Annotated in this window: 12 protein-coding genes; 1 reads left to right on the top strand and 11 read right to left on the bottom strand. The window is 56.8% G+C overall.

Features of this window, described 5'->3' with window-relative positions; translation table 11 throughout:
* Positions 1-7: 7 nt before the first annotated feature.
* The 4 genes from ACIOYV_RS17305 to ACIOYV_RS17290 form a co-directional block, all read right to left on the bottom strand.
* Positions 8-1450, bottom strand: coding sequence for a TIGR01777 family oxidoreductase (locus ACIOYV_RS17305; protein ID WP_401325452.1), 1443 nt, complete (start codon positions 1448-1450; stop codon positions 8-10).
* Positions 1443-1928 carry a cell division protein gene (locus tag ACIOYV_RS17300; RefSeq protein WP_290023078.1) on the bottom strand — a complete coding sequence of 162 codons (486 nt, stop codon included), beginning with the start codon at positions 1926-1928 and terminating at the stop codon, positions 1443-1445. The genes ACIOYV_RS17305 and ACIOYV_RS17300 overlap by 8 nt, the downstream gene beginning before the upstream one ends.
* Before the next feature lie 88 nt (positions 1929-2016).
* Positions 2017-2808: a hypothetical protein gene (locus tag ACIOYV_RS17295; RefSeq protein ID WP_401325449.1), complete on the bottom strand. Its 792-nt coding sequence runs from the start codon at positions 2806-2808 to the stop codon at positions 2017-2019.
* 34 nt (positions 2809-2842) lie between these two features.
* The gene (locus ACIOYV_RS17290) at positions 2843-4108 is read right to left on the bottom strand and encodes a hypothetical protein (RefSeq protein WP_401325446.1); all 1266 of its coding nucleotides are present in this window, start codon (positions 4106-4108) and stop codon (positions 2843-2845) included.
* A gap of 399 nt (positions 4109-4507) precedes the next feature.
* Between ACIOYV_RS17290 and ACIOYV_RS17285 the strand changes: the two genes are divergently transcribed.
* Positions 4508-4900, top strand: coding sequence for a DUF6124 family protein (locus ACIOYV_RS17285; RefSeq protein ID WP_054048398.1), 393 nt, complete (start codon positions 4508-4510; stop codon positions 4898-4900).
* Positions 4901-5048: 148 nt separating this feature from the next.
* Here the strand turns inward: ACIOYV_RS17285 and ACIOYV_RS17280 are convergent, their stop codons facing one another.
* From ACIOYV_RS17280 to tssM, 7 genes are read right to left on the bottom strand one after another with little or no spacing between them, the layout of a single operon-like run.
* Complete coding sequence (locus ACIOYV_RS17280; protein WP_401325443.1) at positions 5049-5882, bottom strand: type IV pilus biogenesis/stability protein PilW; 834 nt, start codon at positions 5880-5882, stop codon at positions 5049-5051.
* Between the two features lie 2 nt (positions 5883-5884).
* On the bottom strand, positions 5885-9130 hold the full coding sequence (locus ACIOYV_RS17275; protein WP_401325440.1) for an EF-hand domain-containing protein: 3246 nt from the start codon (positions 9128-9130) through the stop codon (positions 5885-5887).
* A 13-nt stretch (positions 9131-9143) separates the two neighbouring features.
* Positions 9144-10142 carry a tetratricopeptide repeat protein gene (locus ACIOYV_RS17270; RefSeq protein ID WP_401325437.1) on the bottom strand — a complete coding sequence of 333 codons (999 nt, stop codon included), beginning with the start codon at positions 10140-10142 and terminating at the stop codon, positions 9144-9146.
* A gap of 11 nt (positions 10143-10153) precedes the next feature.
* Positions 10154-12190, bottom strand: a complete 2037-nt coding sequence (gene tssI, locus ACIOYV_RS17265; protein WP_401325434.1) for a type VI secretion system tip protein TssI/VgrG — start codon at positions 12188-12190, stop codon at positions 10154-10156.
* Between the two features lie 28 nt (positions 12191-12218).
* The gene (locus ACIOYV_RS17260) at positions 12219-13220 is read right to left on the bottom strand and encodes a serine/threonine-protein kinase (RefSeq protein WP_054617056.1); all 1002 of its coding nucleotides are present in this window, start codon (positions 13218-13220) and stop codon (positions 12219-12221) included.
* Positions 13217-13945: a PP2C family serine/threonine-protein phosphatase gene (locus tag ACIOYV_RS17255; protein ID WP_054048387.1), complete on the bottom strand. Its 729-nt coding sequence runs from the start codon at positions 13943-13945 to the stop codon at positions 13217-13219. Before ACIOYV_RS17255 ends, ACIOYV_RS17260 begins: the two co-directional genes overlap by 4 nt.
* A complete protein-coding gene (gene tssM, locus ACIOYV_RS17250) occupies positions 13945-17484 on the bottom strand; it encodes a type VI secretion system membrane subunit TssM (RefSeq protein ID WP_054048385.1) in 3540 nt (1179 codons plus the stop codon). The genes ACIOYV_RS17255 and tssM overlap by 1 nt, the downstream gene beginning before the upstream one ends.
* Positions 17485-17494: the final 10 nt, after the last annotated feature.

Raw genomic sequence — 17494 nt, 5'->3', positions numbered from 1 at the left:
CAAATCCTCAAGCCAGATCGCGCAGGGCAGTGTCGAGCGTCGGGTAGCGGAAGGTGTAGCCCGCCTCGGTCAATCGGCTCGGCACCACCCGTTGACCGTCGAAAAACAACTGCGCCATCTCACCGGCCAGCGCGCGCACCGGCGCTGCGGGAATGTGGAACCACACCGGGCGCTTCAGGGCTTTGCCGACGCGCTCGGCGAACAGGCCTTGGCTTATCGCATCCGGCGCCACCAGGTTGTACGTGCCGCTCAAACTGTTGTCGTTGAAGGTTCGGGCGATCACCTGAATCACATCATCGCGATGCACCCAACTCATGATCTGCTGACCATCGCCCATGCGTCCGCCGAAACCCAGGCGAAACGGAATCAGCAACGGCAACAATGCGCCGCCCGGGCCGAACACCACGCCCAACCGCAACACCACCTGACGCACGCCGAACTCGGTGGCCGGTTGCGCAGCGGCTTCCCACTGGGCGCACAACTCGGCCATGAAACCGTCGCCCTTGCTCGCCCCTTCATCCAGGCTTTCGCTGGCATCGCGCACGCCGTAATAGCCGATGGCCGAAGCCTGCACCCACAGCGCCGGTTTATGTTTGGCGTTCTTCAGCCAGCTCATTAGCGCTTCGGTGGTGTTGACCCGACTGGCGATCAATTGCGCCTGACGCTTGGCACTCCAGCGCGGCCCGGCGACCGGCGCGCCCGCGAGGTTGATCACCACATCGAAGGTTTCGTCATAGCCGAGTTTGCTCAGCGATCGCACACACCGGGCACGCCCGTCGAACAGGTACGCGGCCTTCAACGGATCACGCGCCAACACGCTGACCGTGTGGCCAGCGTCGAGCAATTGATTGACCAGCACTTCGCCAATAAACCCGGTGCCGCCGGTCACCAACACGCGCTTATAAGCGCCGCCCGCGAACGGGTTCGCTGGTTTGCCTTCGCGCTGCATGCGCAACGCCGCCAAGCCGTCGCGAATACCCGACGCCGTCACGCCAATCGCAAACAACGTCAGCAACCAGCCACGCCAGCCGAGATCAATCGCGGACAGGCCCGTCGGCAGACTCGCCCACTGCGCCAGTTGCACGCCATACAACGCGAAAAACGCCCCGCCATTCACCGCCAACACGGTGTGCATGATCCGCTCGATGGCCGGCAGTTTGCGGCTGCGATCCTCGACCACGAAATCCCACAGCGTCAGGCAAATTTCCAGGGCAAACAGCAGCGCGATCACAATCGCCCACGTGCCCTGAAACGCCAGATGCGCCATGCCGAGAAACAGAATCCCGTAGAAACACGACCGCAGCGCATGGATCGACAACTCCAGCCGCGCACTGTGCCGATACGGCAGCGCGACCGTGAGTTCGTGGTGATAGAGGGTATCCAGCGCCCCCAAAATGGCCTGGGCAATCAGCAGCGCAACCGCCCAATCCAGAAGAGAAAAATCAGGCATGGTCGGCGTCACTCGGTGGGTTGTTTGAAGGGGCGTTGCGGCGGTCGTGGCAATAGAGCCAGAACAGCGGCGGCAATAAAGTCAGCAGTGCGAAACCGTCAATCCACAAGTTCACCCAGAGCTGCGCCGTCAGGGCAAACCACATGTCTTGCGGCGCCCAGATCACGATGCCGGCGATCAACCAACCCCACGCCATCGGAGTTTTCAGGCGATTGCCGATTCGCACGAGGGCGAACATGTAGAGGGAATAGCTTTGCAGCGTCGCGCCGAACACGGCGAGCCACCAGAGTTGTTGCTCGCGGGCGGCGCGCGGTGGCAGGTCCGTCCAGAAGGCGTAGTCGACGTTTTGCAGGTAGACGTCGAGCCATCCCGAAGGGCCGACCCAGGTCAGGATGATGCTGACGAACAGATGCACCAGGGCTGCGGCGGACAGCCAGGCAACCAGGGCTTTGCGGAGCGTGTTTGAAGGGACTGGCATTCCGTGTCCTGAGGTCTTCCTTGAGGGGCGCAAGTCTAAAGGAAATCGGGGGCAGATTTATTTATTAATGGGCGTGGCCAGCCACCCGTTAATAGCCAATGTTGAGTGACTTCGCCGGTACCCAGCCTACCGTCTTGACCTTGCCCACAAACGTCACCTGAAAGTACAAACCCTCGTCGTTCCGAACGTAGTCTTCCAGCGTTACGCTGTCGCCGCGCACCAGATAGGCTTTCCTCTGCGTAAAAACCGCTTCATCGGTCTTGTTCAGCAAGTAAACCTTTGCACCGGCGATCGTCGCGTCAACCGGCTGGCCCGTTGCTGCGCTGATGATGTCGGGCAGTGCGCACGCGTCTTCACCCTCACACATTTGCTGCTTGCCGAGGCGCTCTGTAAACCACTCGCGTTTCTCGCAGGGGAAGTAATCGCTGCTATCAAAACACAAGGTATCGCTGTAATTAGTCGGTCCATCCTTGTAGTTGCTGAGGATTTGATTATTGGTAAATTCCGGGTTGGTGATGGTCTTGACGGCGGAAGGCTTGAACCGGTTCTGCTGCGGATCAAAGACGAACAGCGAAAAACTTTCATTCACCTCGTTCTCGGCATATTTGATGGCCATCACGCACACACCTGAATCAGCGTCCGATCCGAAGTAAGCGGCAAGCGCCTCGGTTTGTTCATCGGCATTCAGGCTGTAAGTTTCACCGTTCTGCGCAACGACGCTGATGACGTCATTCTTCAGCTGCAAGGTGTTTTGATCGCCAATGCACGGCCCCACTACTTTCTGCTCGCCCTGCGGCTCTACGGTCACGCGTTGAAAATCGGCAGCGTTCGCCATCGTGATAAAGCAGCCTGCCAACACCGCCAGGATTACGTTTTTCATTTGTTTTACTGCACTCCGCTCCATGAAGTATCGATTAACAACCACCGGCATCGCCGCATTGCACCCAGCCCCGAATCGCTTTGCCCTTGGGGGTTTTGAACAGGATCTTGACCCAACCCGCCTCAACGCCTTCCTGCAACACCGAATCACCCTGGATCAAATACATCTTCGTGACATCGGCTAATACCGGCGAACTGTAAATGGAAGTTTTCTTGTTGATCGTGAGCGTTACCTTGTCCCCCGCTGCCCAGCCTTTATAAGCGGCAGAATTGAGTTTGGCCACGAGTTCATCCGCGGTTTTATACGGGAACGTGTAGACCAACTCCTCCGACTCAGCATCGCGCGCAATATCGCCGCCATTGCCAAAATAGTTCGACAGTCGCTCATCTCTTACGTAACCCTTCGCGGTAGGGGAATACGCATGAACGGTGTAGTACTCGCCCAGATAATTAACGCCCGTATAGGCTCTGATTCCGACCGCATGAATGATGAAAAGCATCGGCGCGGTATCGGGTTTGGCCTGAGCCAGGAAAGCCGCTTGCACGCGACCAGTGGCCGCCAAAAATGGCAGCCCGCCGATGTTCTTCTTTATACCGTCGGCACAATTCACAAAATCGACGTCGATGGCTACGTCGTCGGAAGCTTGGGATTCTTCTTCAGGCAGTTTGGTGTAGTTGAAAACGATGGTGCCTGAGTCGGTGTTGAGCACTGGGAAGGCTTCACTTTTTGCGGGTTCGCAGGTGATTCGGGCCAGGAGTTTTTTCAAGTCGGATACGCCTTCCTCATAAAAGGTGTTGCACTGCGAAACCACGACAAACCCCTGGACTGTTTCTGCTTGAAGTGTGTTGCAGGTTAATGAAAACCCCTCTACATCATCCGGGCCAGGGTAGATAACGTTTTTCATGTCCAACAGCGTCCAGCCCTGCTGCTTCATTAACGCTTTTGCGGTGGGCGCAGCGTCCGAAAACTCCTTGAGTCCCTCAGCATGAGGCACTTCGATCAGCTTGTTGTAACGCCGTGCGCTATCGATTCCAACAACCGCCAAAATGTCCTGCAGGTTTTTCCCGGAGACGATGAAGGTGGGGAGGTTGTCGAAGTCGTTGGTGGACTCAGGTTCGTTGCGGGGCACGAGTTTCAGGATGCTCACGTCCCCTTCCTGCACGCAGCTTGCGACTTTCAGGTCTGTTTGCGGGACATCGAACGGGCAAGGTTGGCCTTCAGCGAATGCATTCGCGCCACCCAGGAACAGGCTCAGTACAAAAGCAGCCTTCAGCACCGCGCCGAAACCGCGCTGTTTCAAAAAACACTCCATGTCGATCACTCGAAAGCCCTTGTTTAAGCAGTGCGCTGGTTACGTTTAAAAGAGTCGGATCATCCGCTTACATTGCCTGCAAAACCATCGGATTTTTCCTTCGATACGCGGGGGTGTTCGTGAACTAGGCGTCGTTTGCGTTCACCGATAACCTCTTCTGGTCATCGCAAAAAACGGTGACCCAGACGTGCAAGTCCGGAATTGGTACACATCGGTTATGGCTATTCATCGAGCGTTTTCTTATGCTCGCGAATCGTTATGGCGGCTGTGTGTGGGAGACCTTCGGGTCTGCCGGTTTACCGATTCCGGTCTTGCACACCTATACACAGCTGCCACCCCATTCGAAGTGCGAGCGAATGGTGATAGCTCAAAAAATCGGTGCCATTAATGATCAAACCAACACCAAACCCACCCGACGACTTATCCACATCCCCCTACGAATCCCTCGATTCCAGAAAACTCCACGAAGCCGCCGAACGCGCCCTCGACTACCACCTCGGCCCCAACCCCGAAACGAAAACCAAGCCCAAGCCCCGCAAAGGCGCCCTATTCACCGCCTCCTCCGACCACCAAACCGAAACACTATTGGCCAATGCATCCGAAGACCTGCTGTCCATCAGCGCCATCGCTGCAGATTTGGCGGACGACGTGGAAGGCACACGCCGCTCGGTAGCGCTGGGGCTGAGTCGATTGGCAGATGGGGTGCATCTGATGGTGGAGCAAGCGCTGAATCAAATTGATTCGCCGGATCCGGGGAGCCGTCAACGGGCTGCAGTGTAATAAAAGTATGAAGGGGACTGAATGTCCCCTTCTTCAACGTTTATAGCTGCGCCACGAAATTTACAGGCAGTGACTGGCCTTTATGGCTGCGTCTTTCGAAACCACGTGTTTCAAGGCCATGAACATATAAACTCGTTCCCTTGCGCTGTTATTTCACCCGCTCAGCAACGCGTGCAGGAACTTTGCCGGCTTTACCTTCCGCGATCATAGCGTCAGAGTATTTTTTGTAATACTCCGCTGCCTCAGGAGTTTTTTTCAAATTCCACAATGAGTCCGCGATATTCAGCATCAGTACAGTCCGCTTACCGACTACTTCAATACCCCGATAAATCTTCAGTGCGGAGGAATCATCACCTGCTTGTGCCAGATAGAAACCAACATCATTTAAGGCCTGGACGTTTTTGGCGGCTGGATAGCAGCTCATATAAGAGTCAGGCCCCATGAATAGTTGGTCTTTTACAGCAAGCCCTTTCGCCGATGCATTAGCAATCGATGCCACTGATTTTATTAAGTTGCCAGGGGAAATCGTTTCCAACTTCGGCGTAATCACCTCTCCCCCATCAGTCGACCAATTTGCCCCTTTCCAACTACCGGAACAAGCTTCGGCAGAACGTGATAAAAGTACGCAACCCGTGTCCATCGAGACCATATCGCAATAGCTATTCTCGGTAGCATCCACCTGTTGACCGCTGCTCAACTCTCCAAATACAGTTCGCTGAAGCAGAGCATATTTCTTGTTGGGCGAAAGAGAGTCAGAGTTAATGCCCAGGCCAATTGAAGAACCGACCCCACCTTCGTATATATCAAAGCTGCTATTCATCTTTGAGAAGATAGCGCGCTTCCAGACAGCTGCATTTTGATCCCAAGAAGAAAACTTGAGAGTCGAACCATCGGCACCGGTCAAATTCGAATCTGCGGCATTACAAAAAGAACTAATTGAAAACAGTAAACATGTACCGATAAAAAACTTTGCTTTTAACACTTTCAGAGCCCTGCCTTTAGGTGAGTATAACGGAGGGATGGGTTGGTCATCCGCCTGTTATTGCCATACAAATCGAGAACCTTCTGCTCATTCGTGCCGTGCGCCGCTCCCCAGGTATCAACATTTCTACTGACCGCAGGATTCTGGGCAAAAAACGTATCGAGCGCTGAACCTAAATCATCTTTTACGTTGGCGGGCCTGTTTATATCATGATCAAGGATGACGGCTTTCCCCAGAGGAGACTTGAATAGCTTTTCAGCACTAAAGCTGTACCCCGTAGGCACTTTCCCCAACGCACTGTGTAGTCTATCGATAAAATCCATTATTTGTATTTCTACGTATAACGGGCTGGCAATCGCACACGCCATTACAGAAACAGGCTGGCAATCAACTACCTTGCCAAAGGTCGCTTCACTGCATCCGAGTTGCAGGTTATCTTTTAGCGCCTGGCCTTCCAATTTAGCGCCGTTAGCGCGGGCCTCCCCCTGATAATATAATTTGGGGGCTGTACCTGTTTCATCTAACTTCCAGCCTTTCGATTCAAAAAATTCAACATAGGCGTCTGGGTACTGATCCTTGAATTTTTTGATCTGAACAGGCAACTCACCGGCACCCGAAACTTTCACTGTTTTTTGCATCGCCCCCGCAGTGATCACTTCGCTGTCATAACATTGTACGCCGTTGATTTTTGCTTCATTCCCCGACATTACAACAATGATTTTCTTTTCATCTGCTGTAATCCTGCCCCCGGACACCAGTTCATCCCATTGAGGGGCGCTGCCTAACTCCTTATCACCGGTATGCAGTGGACCATAATGGGTCATGGTGCTAGAAACCCAACGAGTCGCTTTAACAACAGCATTGCATTCGCAGGTTTTTTTCGCCGTCATGTTGGAGATGAATTCAATCGGATGAAAATGCCAAACCACATCCGAACTAACAGCGGCTTTACCTGACAGCTCACTCCAGAAAACGTATTTACTTATTCTTTCTTTTTCATGTTTCAAGGTTTTTGGAGAAGTCTCCAACAACGTATCCAATTTACTCCACTTAGCCGACTCTGCCTTGTCCTTCCACTCCGTCGGGTGGTGAGCAATCAGCTTCGCCCAGTGGTCTCTCGTATCAGCGTTCTTCAACGCTTCAGCGAGTTCGCCGGGATCAACATTCCCGTCGTGGTTTTTATCAATTTTGGCGAAGAGATCCTTGAAGAACTGAGGCATGTCTTCAGGGTCGAGGAACCCATCAGCAACGGCATTGGTTTCTTCCACAATCTGGAAACCCAACTTCTCCCAATCGTGCTGCGTGATAAGCGTTGCACCAGCCTTTTTAACCAATCCTTTTAATGGCTGATCGTCCTCAACCACGCTGACGTCATACCAGTTTTCATCGCCTTCCTTGATCACGGGAGCCTTGCTCAAATCAACCGCATGCTCCTTCTTGACCGGAATACTACCGGTGGCAGGTGCCTTTTTCTTGAGTTCGGCTCCTGCCGCAAGATGCAGGTATTGTTTACCTATCTTCAAACCGGCAACGTTTTTGAGGAAATCTTTAACGTCGGCTTCAGCAGTGAATATCTCGACATGAACCTGGTACTTATTGGTCACGCCGCCATCTTCGCCTGTGAGGTTTTCTGTCAGCCCCAAGTAGCCGATCGGGTCACCCGCCTTTATCCCGGTGCCAGTCGCAACTACGCTATCGAATTCACTCGGTGTGACGGTATCCCAACTTAAATATTTATTGGGCACTACGTTCTCGACACAGGCCCAGAAAGTCGTCGGTGTAACGCCATCTCCCCAAAGACCTCCACTCACTAATGTGCACGAGGCCATGCGCATTATTTGGTTGCCAACGGCCAGGTTTAAAACTGCCTTACTGTCAAATTCGATGACGCTGTCAACGCTCAGCTGCAAAGTCCCTTTCGGGCTACCGGCAGGCTGCCCATTCGTGGGGTTTGCAGGCGCTTCGTAAAGCGGCAAGCGCTTCACGACCTTCGCTTTGACTTTGCCCTGCCAATAGTTAGGCCGAAGACGCTCGGGGACCAGCTCTTCCTTCCAGATTTGCGTATCTAGGGAGTTTTTGTAGGGTTCGCCGTTTTTCAAATAGGCAAACCAGACTGCATCCCCGACACCGTGAGTCTTCGCCGCGCCTTTTTTCACGCTTCCGGAAAGTATTTTGCCCTTGGCATAAGTCAGCTCGCCGCTTTCCGCCGTTTCGAGAATTTCCAGTCGGGTGCCATTAACCAGTTTTCCATCGGGCTGCGAAACAACACCGGGCGGGGGAGCCGTTGGATAGGCATTGAAGTCACCGACTTTCATGGTGACTTTCTTGGCCGGCGTTTCTTCGGGGGCCAGCGGATAACGAGCATGAGGCAACAAGTGCATGTATAAGCTGTAGAAATTCAGCTTGTTTTGTTTGCCCTTATTCGCGCCCTCTTCCGGGTTCGGTGCCGATTTGTATTCGTGGCGCACCAGACAGAAAGAGTTGGAGTACTTCAGCTTTTTCTCGTTGTCTCCAAACGTCGATTGCAAGTAGTCCTGGTTCAGACGATACGCAACGACCTCACCGTCAGCCATGCAACGCACAGGCTCGTTCAGCTTGCACTGCGGGGCACTTTTGTCGCTGATGTGAATACCACCATGCCAGAATTTATTGCTACCCAGCAGGTAATGGCCCGACGTTTCACCCTCAAGACCTTTGTAGAGTTCTTCAGCATCTGTGAACTGTTTGCCGTCAGCTTTCCTGATCGGGTATTGGAAATTCATGAGTGCTGAGGCAGCAGGAGCCGCAGGAGCCGGGGCTGGGGCAGCAGCTGGGGCAGGCGCTGGTTGAGCGCCCGTCTTGTATTGCTCTTTCACACGTAGGAATCGGCCCGGCATTCGCCAGTAATTCGCGCCGGCACCAAAACTGGCCGGGGCCGGACCTGTCGAGCTCTGCGAGCCAAAAAAAGTGCCTTTGCGATTCGCAATATCGGCAGTCACGACGAAACCTGTGTGGCTGGCCCACACCGCAATATCACCGGGCAATACGTTGGCCCACTCAATGACGTCGTAGTGGGTAACGTTGCCATTGAGGACCGAGGTCGTGTGATATGGAATGTTGTAGCCAGCGCCGCTCAACATCTTCCAAACCAACGTCGAGCAATCTATTTCTTTCTTGCCATTGCCGTTGGTATCGAGGCCTTTGCCGCCACCATATTCGTAGTCGCCCTTGTCATAGAGGCCGCTCTGCTCAAGTACACCGGTAGTCATTGGTAGCTTCCTGCTATAAACATTTCTTGGATTCGTTTGTCTGCACGCCTTGGGCGCTCAGTCTCTCGGCATTTGATCGAGAGATGTCTAGTCCCTTTGCCGCGGCAATTTGATAACAGGCCAACGCACGCTCAGTGTCCTGAGGAATCAGTGATCCACGTTCAAGAGAGGTTCCCAGTTGGTTTACAGCATCGACTGACCCGAGCTTTACGGCGCTCTGCAATGCCTCCATGGATTTTTCCGGATTTGCACACGAACGCTGTTGATCGTAGTGACCTTCATCACAGTAAAAATCAGCGAGCGCCAAACTTGCTCCGGCCACGGTGGTAGAAGCATCTTTCAATAGAGCCAAAATCTTCCCATTATCCAAGCGCGGGGCTTGTCCGGACAGGCTCAACAAAGCGGCCTTATAAGCTGCTTCTTTGGATCCTTGCTCGGCCCCATTCAGGTAACTGTCCAACGCAGAAATGAACAATTGAGTGGACGCTGGAAATTCGGCCTCCATGCCCAAATCGTTATACAACGTGCCTCGTTTCAGGTCCCGTTCGCCAGGTGACATTCTGGATTCAGGCTTCTGAGCATTAAGGACATTTTCAAGTGACCAATCTTCTACGCGAACCAGTTTCCAGCATTCACTTTTCTCGAAAGTGAAGATATTCAGAACACTGCCTTTGTGATCGCGCACGAATAGTTGATTAGGTAACTCGACGTTGACGCTCAATTCGGCGTTCACAACATTGTTCGGAGCAAGCACCGCCAGGAAGTGAGGGTCTAACGCCATGGTCTGCTTCTGCACCACTTGCGGTGTCAAGCCAGTAGCGACCACTGTTTGCTCGGTCAGCGATGACGCAATAAACGCCTTCTGTATCTCTGGCTCGGCAGAGAACGCCTTTATGAAACCGGCAAAATCGTCGCTCGGGCACTCAGCTGCAAACACTCCGGAACTCAGTCCAAATGTCAGAAGAGCAAGCCACTTGAAGCTGAAACTTCGCACTTGATTGTTCTTTGTCATCACGAACTTCATCACTCAGAAAACACAAAAAAAGCCTTCGGTTTAACCTTCTCAGACGGCGCATTCATCAACGCCTGATCCATCAAACTCCCCGCCTTATCCTGATCCGCAGCCCCCGGCAGCACCGGCGGTTTAATCCCGATCCCGGTCCCATTCCCCGCCGACCCACCAGCGTTGATTTTGATAACAGGCCCAACCACCGTAATCCCACCCGCATCCAGCTTGATAAAGCTCCCACCCGCCTTCACGGTGAGCTCCATCCCCGCCTCAATAACAATCTTGTCCCCAGCCTTCAGATGAATCTCTTTTCCCACACTCGTCAGCTGCGCAGTCCCCAGCTTCACATGTTGGTTCTGCCCAATCGTCAGGTGGTCATCCATCCGCGTTTCAATCTTGCGATCCGAAATCGTGGTGCGATGTTCTTCAGCCTTCAACTCGGTGTAGGTGTTCTTCTCCACCGTGTCATGGCGTTCATTGCCCACGCGGATCTTCTGATCGTGCTCAATGTTTTCATCCCAATCGCGCTGGGCATGCAGGTAGATCTGTTCCGCGCCTTTTTTGTCTTCGATCCGCAGTTCGTTGTAGCCACCGCCGCCCGGTGAGCTGAGGCTTTTGAACACGGTGCGGGTTTTGTTCGCCGGCAGTTCGTAGGGGACGAGGTTTTCCTTGTGGTACAGGCAACCGGTCACCAGTGGTTGGTCGGGGTCGCCTTCGAGGAAGGTGACGAGGACTTCCATGCCGATGCGTGGGATGGCGATGGCGCCGTAGCGGTCGCCGGCCCAGCTTGAGGAGACGCGCATCCAGCAGCTGGTTTTGTCGTCGGCCTGGCCTTCGCGGTCCCAGTGGAATTGCACCTTGATGCGGCCGTATTGGTCGCAGTGGATTTCTTCACCTTTGGGGCCGGTGACCAGGGCGGTCTGGCTGCCGAGGACGCGGGGCTTCGGGTGTTCCAGGGCTGGGCGGTAGAACACGGCCCACGGCGTGGCGAGGAAGCGGTTGCGGTAGCCCTGGTGGAAGTCGTCTTTGTTGTCGGTGGTGTCGCTGGGTACCGATTCTTCGAGGACTTGCGGTTGTTTGCCTTCGTGGAAGATTTCGGTGAGCAGCCAGAGGTCGTTCCACTCTGTGCGTGGGTGGTCGGACATTTCCAGGAAATGGCCGCTGATCAGACGCGTCTGGTCGCCCCAGCCTTCGGCTTGTTGGTAATCCGCGCGATGGCGTTCGAGGGCACGTTGGCTGAGGAACTTGCCGCGCGCGCGGTCGATGAAGCGGCCGGGATAATCGTAGTCTTCCAGGTCCGGTTCGGTGCTCTCGCCTTCGGGTTTGTAGCCGGACTCCAGTTGCAGGCGCGGCTTCTCAAAGTCGTAGTCGCGACGGGTCGTGCGGCTGGTGCGGGTTTCCAGACGCAGCTTGAAGCCTTTGATCACCGGCTCATCGGCGACCAATCCGCTGCCTTGCACATAGGCGGTCGGCTGGCCGAGTTTCGGAAACACGGTCTGGTCGTCGCCAAATACCAGTAAATGAGCTTTTTCGCTGTGCTGGAAGTGGTAGTGAATGCCTTCTTCTTCGCACAAACGCTGCACGAAATGCAGGTCGGTTTCGTCGTACTGCACGCAGTAGTCGCGGTCCGGGCACACGACGCTCAACTGGAAGTTGTAGGCGTTGCCTTTGATACCGTGCTCGTCGAGGATCAGCGCGATGATTTTCGGCGCCGACATCTGCTGGTAGATACGCTGGTTGGTGCGGTGGTGCAGGTATTGCAGTTGCGGCACCAGGGAGATTTTGTAGCGGGTCAGGCGTTTGCCGGCATCGCCTTGGGCGACGCGGTAGATCTGGCCGTGGATGCCGGATCCTTGCGGATCGAGGGCGAGGAAGGCCTGTTTGTGCAGGAGTTTTTCCAGGTCCAGATCCGGGTTTTCGCTGACCAGTTCGAGGTCGAAGCGATACGGCTGGCTGATGCCTTCGGTGCCGGTGAACGACAGCACTTGCAGGTCGCCCACGTAATCTTCGACCGTGAGGCTGAAGTGCGTTTCGTTAGCGGGGTTGAACATTGTTTGCTCCCTGTTCGGCAGTCATCCGTTACGCCCGCAGTCGCAGGCGTTGCAGCAAAGACGAAGTGGCGCCCATGGCGCTACGTAATTGGGCGGCGCTGATGGTTCGATCAGCCGCGTTGAAGGTCAGCGCTTTGCGCAAGGCTGGCCAGCAGTGTTTCGGTAGATTGCGCGGGGCGTGCAGTTCGCGCTCCAGACGTTCGTCGCGGGCCTGGGTCGAGGGCAAGCGGCGGAACGGGTGTTTGCCGCCGGCCAGTTCGTAGAGCACGCAAGCCACACCGTAAACGTCAGCGCTGGCGGTCAGCGGTTGGCCTTCGAGCAGTTCCGGGGCGGCATAGCCTGGGGTCCAGGCGTTGAAGCGGCTGCGGCTCAGGTGTGGCAGGCCGGGCAAGATGCCCTCTTCGGCCTGGCCGAGGCCGAAGTCGAACAGGCGCACGCCTTCTTCGCTGAGCATCACGTTGCTCGGTTTCATATCACCGTGCAGCACGCCGCGAGCGTGGGCGTAGGCCAGCGCGTCGAGCAGCGGCAGCGCGATGTCGCGCAGTTCTTTCCACGGCAGGCCCAGGGGCCGCTCGCAGAGTAATTTGTCCAGGGTCAGCCCACGCATGAGTTCCATGGTGATGAAGGCACGCTGGCAGTCGGTGTCGACTTCAAAGGTGTGAAAGCGCAGCACGTTGTCGTGGCGCAAGCGTCGGGTCAGGGCGAACTCGCTGTAGAGCAAGGCACTGGCGTCCGGCGATTCGGCAAATTCTTCGCTGAGGATTTTCAGCGCAATGTAGGGGTCGGGATCGCCGAACTGTTCGCTCAGCAAGTCCCGTGCGCGGTAAACCGCGCCCATGCCACCGGCACCGAGCAGGCGCTCGATGCGGTAACGGCCCGCCAGCACGTCGGGCAATTCGCCGACGCTGGCCCGGGTCGGCGCCAGCGCGGGTGAAGCCGGATTGGGCTTGGCGAACGCAAAGTAGGTCAGGTTGTTGTCCTGCTCTTCGCTCACCAGCAGGTCGTCGATCGGTCGCATGAGTTCAGTCATTGGCGGATCACCACGGCAGTCAGGTTGTCCCGGGCCGAGCCACGCAAAGCGCCGTCGAACAGACGCTCCAGCGCAACGTGTGGCGCGGTCAGGCTCAGGGCGTTGCCCAGGGCATCGCTGCTGAGCCCTTGGTACAAACCGTCGCTGCACAACAGGAACGTATCGCCGGGGTAAACCTCAAGTTCGAGCACGTCCAGCGTCAGCACATCGGCCGCCCCGACCGCACGGGTCAGGGCATGAGCCGATGGATGGGCGCGGGCGTCTTCGACACTCATGTTTTGCTCGTCGATCAGTTGCTGTTGCAGCGAATGGTCCTTGGACAGCTGATACAGCCGCTGGCCACGCCACATATAGCAACGGCTGTCGCCGGCCCAGATGCAGGCCGCGCGACTGCCTTCCACCAGCAGCGCCACCACGGTGCTGCCCATGATGCTGTCGTGGCGCCCGGCGGTGACGGTCAACTCCTGGCCCAAGCGGCGGTTGATCCAGTGCAAGCACTGGCGAATGCCTTTGAGTCGTTCGTCGAAGTCTTCCTGCACCGGCAATTCCGCCAGGCTGGCGACGATCAACTGGCTGGCGATGTCGCCACCCTGATGACCGCCCATGCCGTCCGCGACCACCCACAGCCCGTGCTGTGGAGCGTCGAGGAAAGCATCTTCGTTGCGCGCCCGAACCTTGCCAGGATCGGTACGCGCAGCGCTGCGCCAGGGACTGGCAACCAGCATCAGAGTTGCACCGGCATACGGAAGGTACGCAGCACGCCCATGTCGAACGGGTTCGGCGTGCGTTGGCTCGACAGCAGGTAGTTGGCGCGCAGGCCACCCACGTCCGCTTTCAGGACCAGCACGTCGCGACCGTTCAGGTACTCGGTCTGCATCAGGTCGAACAGACGGAACAGCGACCATGGGCCAGTGTTCTTCTCGATGCCGATCGGGCGACCGACCATTTTGTCGAGGACCAGGCTGGTGCGACCGTCTTCAGCATCGGTCGGCCATTTGAAGGCCATCGGCAGGATCGGACCGTGACGGTATTCCATGGTCTTGTCGCCAAACTTGAACTCGGAACGGCTGACGGCCGGGTCGAGGGTGTACGGCTCCAGTTTGAACTGCACTTGCGGCTCGGCCGGGTTCTCGGCGAAGAAGCTCTGGCGAATGGTTTGCGCCGCGGCCATCTGGTCGAGGTAGACCTTGGAGATCGGCAGGCTGTGACCATCGACGCTGCGCATGCGGTAGTTGCCCGGATCGCCGCTGACGAAGGGACGCATGTAGGTGTCGAAGAAGCGATCGACGATGCCTTGGGCCTTGAAGAACTCGCGGAAGTCGCTGATCGCCACATCACTGGTGCTGTGGGCGCTGAACGGATAACGCTTGTTGATCGCCTTGCCATAGAAGCCGTACAGCTCGCTCTGGTAGCGCTGGTTCAGGTACTGGTAGGAATCGTTGAGCACCAGACGCCAGGTGTCTTCGGCCAACACGTTGAACCAGACACTGACCGGACGCGGCAAACGGTTGGACGCATTGCGCAGGTTGCTCAGCGCATCACGCTGGCCGCCCATGCGGGTCTTGGCCATTTCGAAAGCAGCCTGTTCCGGCGAACTGGCGCGGGCCAGGCTCGCGACTTGCAGTTGCAGGTCGTTGAGTGCGGTCAGTGCCGGGGTCAGATCAGCGGCCGGGCCGTTGTTGTCATCCAGCAGACGGTGCAGTGGTTCGAAGCGCCGTTGCAGGGATTTCTTCGCGGTGTCCGGCAGGTTCTTGGCGGCGGCCATGTCGGACGCCTTGTCCGCTACGGCGGACGCCAGTTTGCCAACCTTGCCCAACTTGCCTTTCTGATCGGCCAGCGCGCCAGCGGCGTCAGCGGCTTGATCAACCGGCTCGGCATCTGCCGGGAAACGGGTGTTCTCGCGCACTTCCACCAGCAGTTGCAGGACTGGGGAGTTAGCCGAGGTCAGGCCCGCCAGTTGCTCGGCGCCCTCGCTGAAGTCGCTGATCGCCGGCAAGGCAACCTGGCCCACGGCTTCGCTCCAGAAGTTGGCGTAGTCGCGGAAGTACAGTTGCTCCAGTTCGACCATCAGGCGACGCAAGTCCATGCCGCTGATGCCCGAGCCTTCGCCCAGCACCCAGTTGTCACGCAGCATATCGCTGACCAGCGTAGCGCCCTGCACCGAGAAGTACTGCTGATAACCCTGTTGGGTGTAGAACCCCGGGATCACATAGTCAGTACCGACAAACAACGAAGCTTGCGGCCCCATGTGTTGGCTCAAACGGTATTCCGGCAGGTTGCGGGCCTGCTCGCGGAGCATCCGGTAAACCACGTTGGCCAAGGACTCGCTACGCAAGACCTGACGCGCCTGGGCCACCAGTTGATCGTTCAGCGGGTAGATAAACGGCTGCTCCAGCAAACGCTCGAAGTGCGTGTTCAAGCCGTTCTGCACCGCGGTGTTGCCGGTATAACGCTGGGACCACTCGGTGGCGACCCAATCCTTGAGCCAACCGGCGTCGCGGCGATCCTTCATGTTCAGCATCAGGTACGCACGCAGGCTGTTGAGCAAGCGCTCGCGGTCCTGCATGTTGGCGCGGATCTGCCCTTCAAGCAGGGTCGCGACCCGTGGCAACAGCTGCGCTTGAAGCTCACGCTCGTAGGCTGCCTTGACCACTGGGTTGGACTCTTCGCCCTGATACAAACCGCCACGCTCGTGGTAACTCACGTCGCCCTTTTTCGGGAACACCTGAGTCGCCGCGTAGCTGCTGTCGAGGGTTTTGAGCACCGCCATGGAATCATCACGCGGGGTCAGTGCCGAGCGTGATTGGGTCCAGTTTTGTGCCAGGGTCCGCAGGTTTTCCAGACGCTCGTAGTTAGCGGAGAAACCGCCAGCCCAGAGCATGCCGAACAGTGCCAACGCCGCCAGTGCGCCCACGTACAAGGCACGCTGGCCCCAGTGGATGCGGCTGCGTTCGCGCTTGTCCAGGCCAGCCAGATCGGCTTCCGGGAAAATCACGCGGCTGAGCAAATGGTGAATGAAGCGCGAACGACCGCTGCGCAGGGTTGGCAGCACGCCAGAGTTGATGCCCAGATTGGCGCCGATGCCGGCGGTGGTCTGGTCCATCTCTTGAGTCAGGTGCGGTGCGCTGGTCAGGTAGAAACCGCGCAACTGGCTGACACGCTGATAGCGGTTGCCGGTGAACGCCATGTCGACGAACAGGCACAGGCGCTCGCCGATCTGCCCCAATTGATGCGGGAAGTCGAGGATGCGACCACGGCGCTGGGTGTCGCGCTCCTGGTGCATGCGCATGATCACTTGGCTGTTCAGGCGACGCAGCAGCTCTTCGAACTCGGCGCGCAATACCGCCACGTCGGTGCCGCTTTGCTCTTTGCGGAAGCTGGTGCCGAGCACCTGATCGCTTTCTTCGCGGGTCAGTTGATCGAAGAACTCGTCGAAGCCGAGCAGGCGATCAGCCTTGCTCAACACCAGGTAAACCGGCACATCGACGTGCAGCTTTTGATGCACATCCTGCAAACGCGCACGGACCTGGCGCGCCAGGGTGTCGAGGTCTTGCTCGCTGCCGCCCAGCAGGGTTTCCACCGGAATGGTCACCAGCACGCCGTTCAACGGACGGTTGCGGCGACGTTTGCGCAGCAGGTCGAGCAAGGTGCTCCAGGCGCTGCCATCGACTTCGGCATCCGGCTGGGTCAGGTAACGGCCAGCGGTGTCGATCAGGACGCCGTGGTCGGCGAAGTACCAGTCGCAATGACGGGTGCCGAGGGTGTCGCGGGTCAGTTTGCGGTCGATCTTGTTGATCGGAAACTCAAGGCCCGAGAAGTCCAGCAAACTGGTCTTGCCGCTGCCCTGTGGACCGATCAGCAAGTACCAGGGCAAATCACTGCGCCAGCGCTCACTGCGACCGCGATACAGGCTCGAAGTCTTGAGGGTTTTCAGTGCGTCCTTGAAACGCACCTTCAGTTCTTTCTGCTCTTCGTCGATCAGCTCTTCACGGCGGATACGATCCTGGCCGTCTTCGGTGTCTTCGATGGCTTTCTTGCGAACACCCGCGCGCCAGCTGACGAAGACCATGGTAAGGCCCCAGATCAGGAACAGCACACTGATGGTCAGCAGGCGGGAGGTCGACCCTTCCCAGAACTTGTAGTCATCTACGGCCAGCAGCGGCCCGACGAACCACACCAGCAGCGCGAGGAACAACACCACCAGCAGGGTCCAGACCCAGGTCTTGCGCAAGAATGCGCCGACTTTCTTGAAAAACTTTTTCATCACACGTCCC

Source organism: Pseudomonas sp. NPDC087342 (assembly GCF_044744265.1).
In the GTDB taxonomy this organism is placed as follows: domain Bacteria; phylum Pseudomonadota; class Gammaproteobacteria; order Pseudomonadales; family Pseudomonadaceae; genus Aquipseudomonas; species Aquipseudomonas nunensis.
The sequence above is the reverse complement of the archived record's forward strand: the minus strand, read 5'-3'. Positions and strand labels throughout refer to the sequence as shown.

What these genes read in the sequence shown, in the direction of transcription:
- ACIOYV_RS17305 (WP_401325452.1), bottom strand. Translation starts at nt 1,450, where the DNA reads ATGCCTGATTTTTCTCTTCTGGATTGGGCGGTTGCGCTGCTGATTGCC.
- ACIOYV_RS17300 (WP_290023078.1), bottom strand. Translation starts at nt 1,928, where the DNA reads ATGCCAGTCCCTTCAAACACGCTCCGCAAAGCCCTGGTTGCCTGGCTG.
- ACIOYV_RS17295 (WP_401325449.1), bottom strand. Translation starts at nt 2,808, where the DNA reads ATGAAAAACGTAATCCTGGCGGTGTTGGCAGGCTGCTTTATCACGATG.
- ACIOYV_RS17285 (WP_054048398.1), top strand. Translation starts at nt 4,508, where the DNA reads ATGATCAAACCAACACCAAACCCACCCGACGACTTATCCACATCCCCC.
- ACIOYV_RS17275 (WP_401325440.1), bottom strand. Translation starts at nt 9,130, where the DNA reads ATGACTACCGGTGTACTTGAGCAGAGCGGCCTCTATGACAAGGGCGAC.
- ACIOYV_RS17270 (WP_401325437.1), bottom strand. Translation starts at nt 10,142, where the DNA reads ATGACAAAGAACAATCAAGTGCGAAGTTTCAGCTTCAAGTGGCTTGCT.
- tssI (WP_401325434.1), bottom strand. Translation starts at nt 12,190, where the DNA reads ATGTTCAACCCCGCTAACGAAACGCACTTCAGCCTCACGGTCGAAGAT.
- ACIOYV_RS17260 (WP_054617056.1), bottom strand. Translation starts at nt 13,220, where the DNA reads ATGACTGAACTCATGCGACCGATCGACGACCTGCTGGTGAGCGAAGAG.
- ACIOYV_RS17255 (WP_054048387.1), bottom strand. Translation starts at nt 13,945, where the DNA reads ATGCTGGTTGCCAGTCCCTGGCGCAGCGCTGCGCGTACCGATCCTGGC.
- tssM (WP_054048385.1), bottom strand. Translation starts at nt 17,484, where the DNA reads ATGAAAAAGTTTTTCAAGAAAGTCGGCGCATTCTTGCGCAAGACCTGG.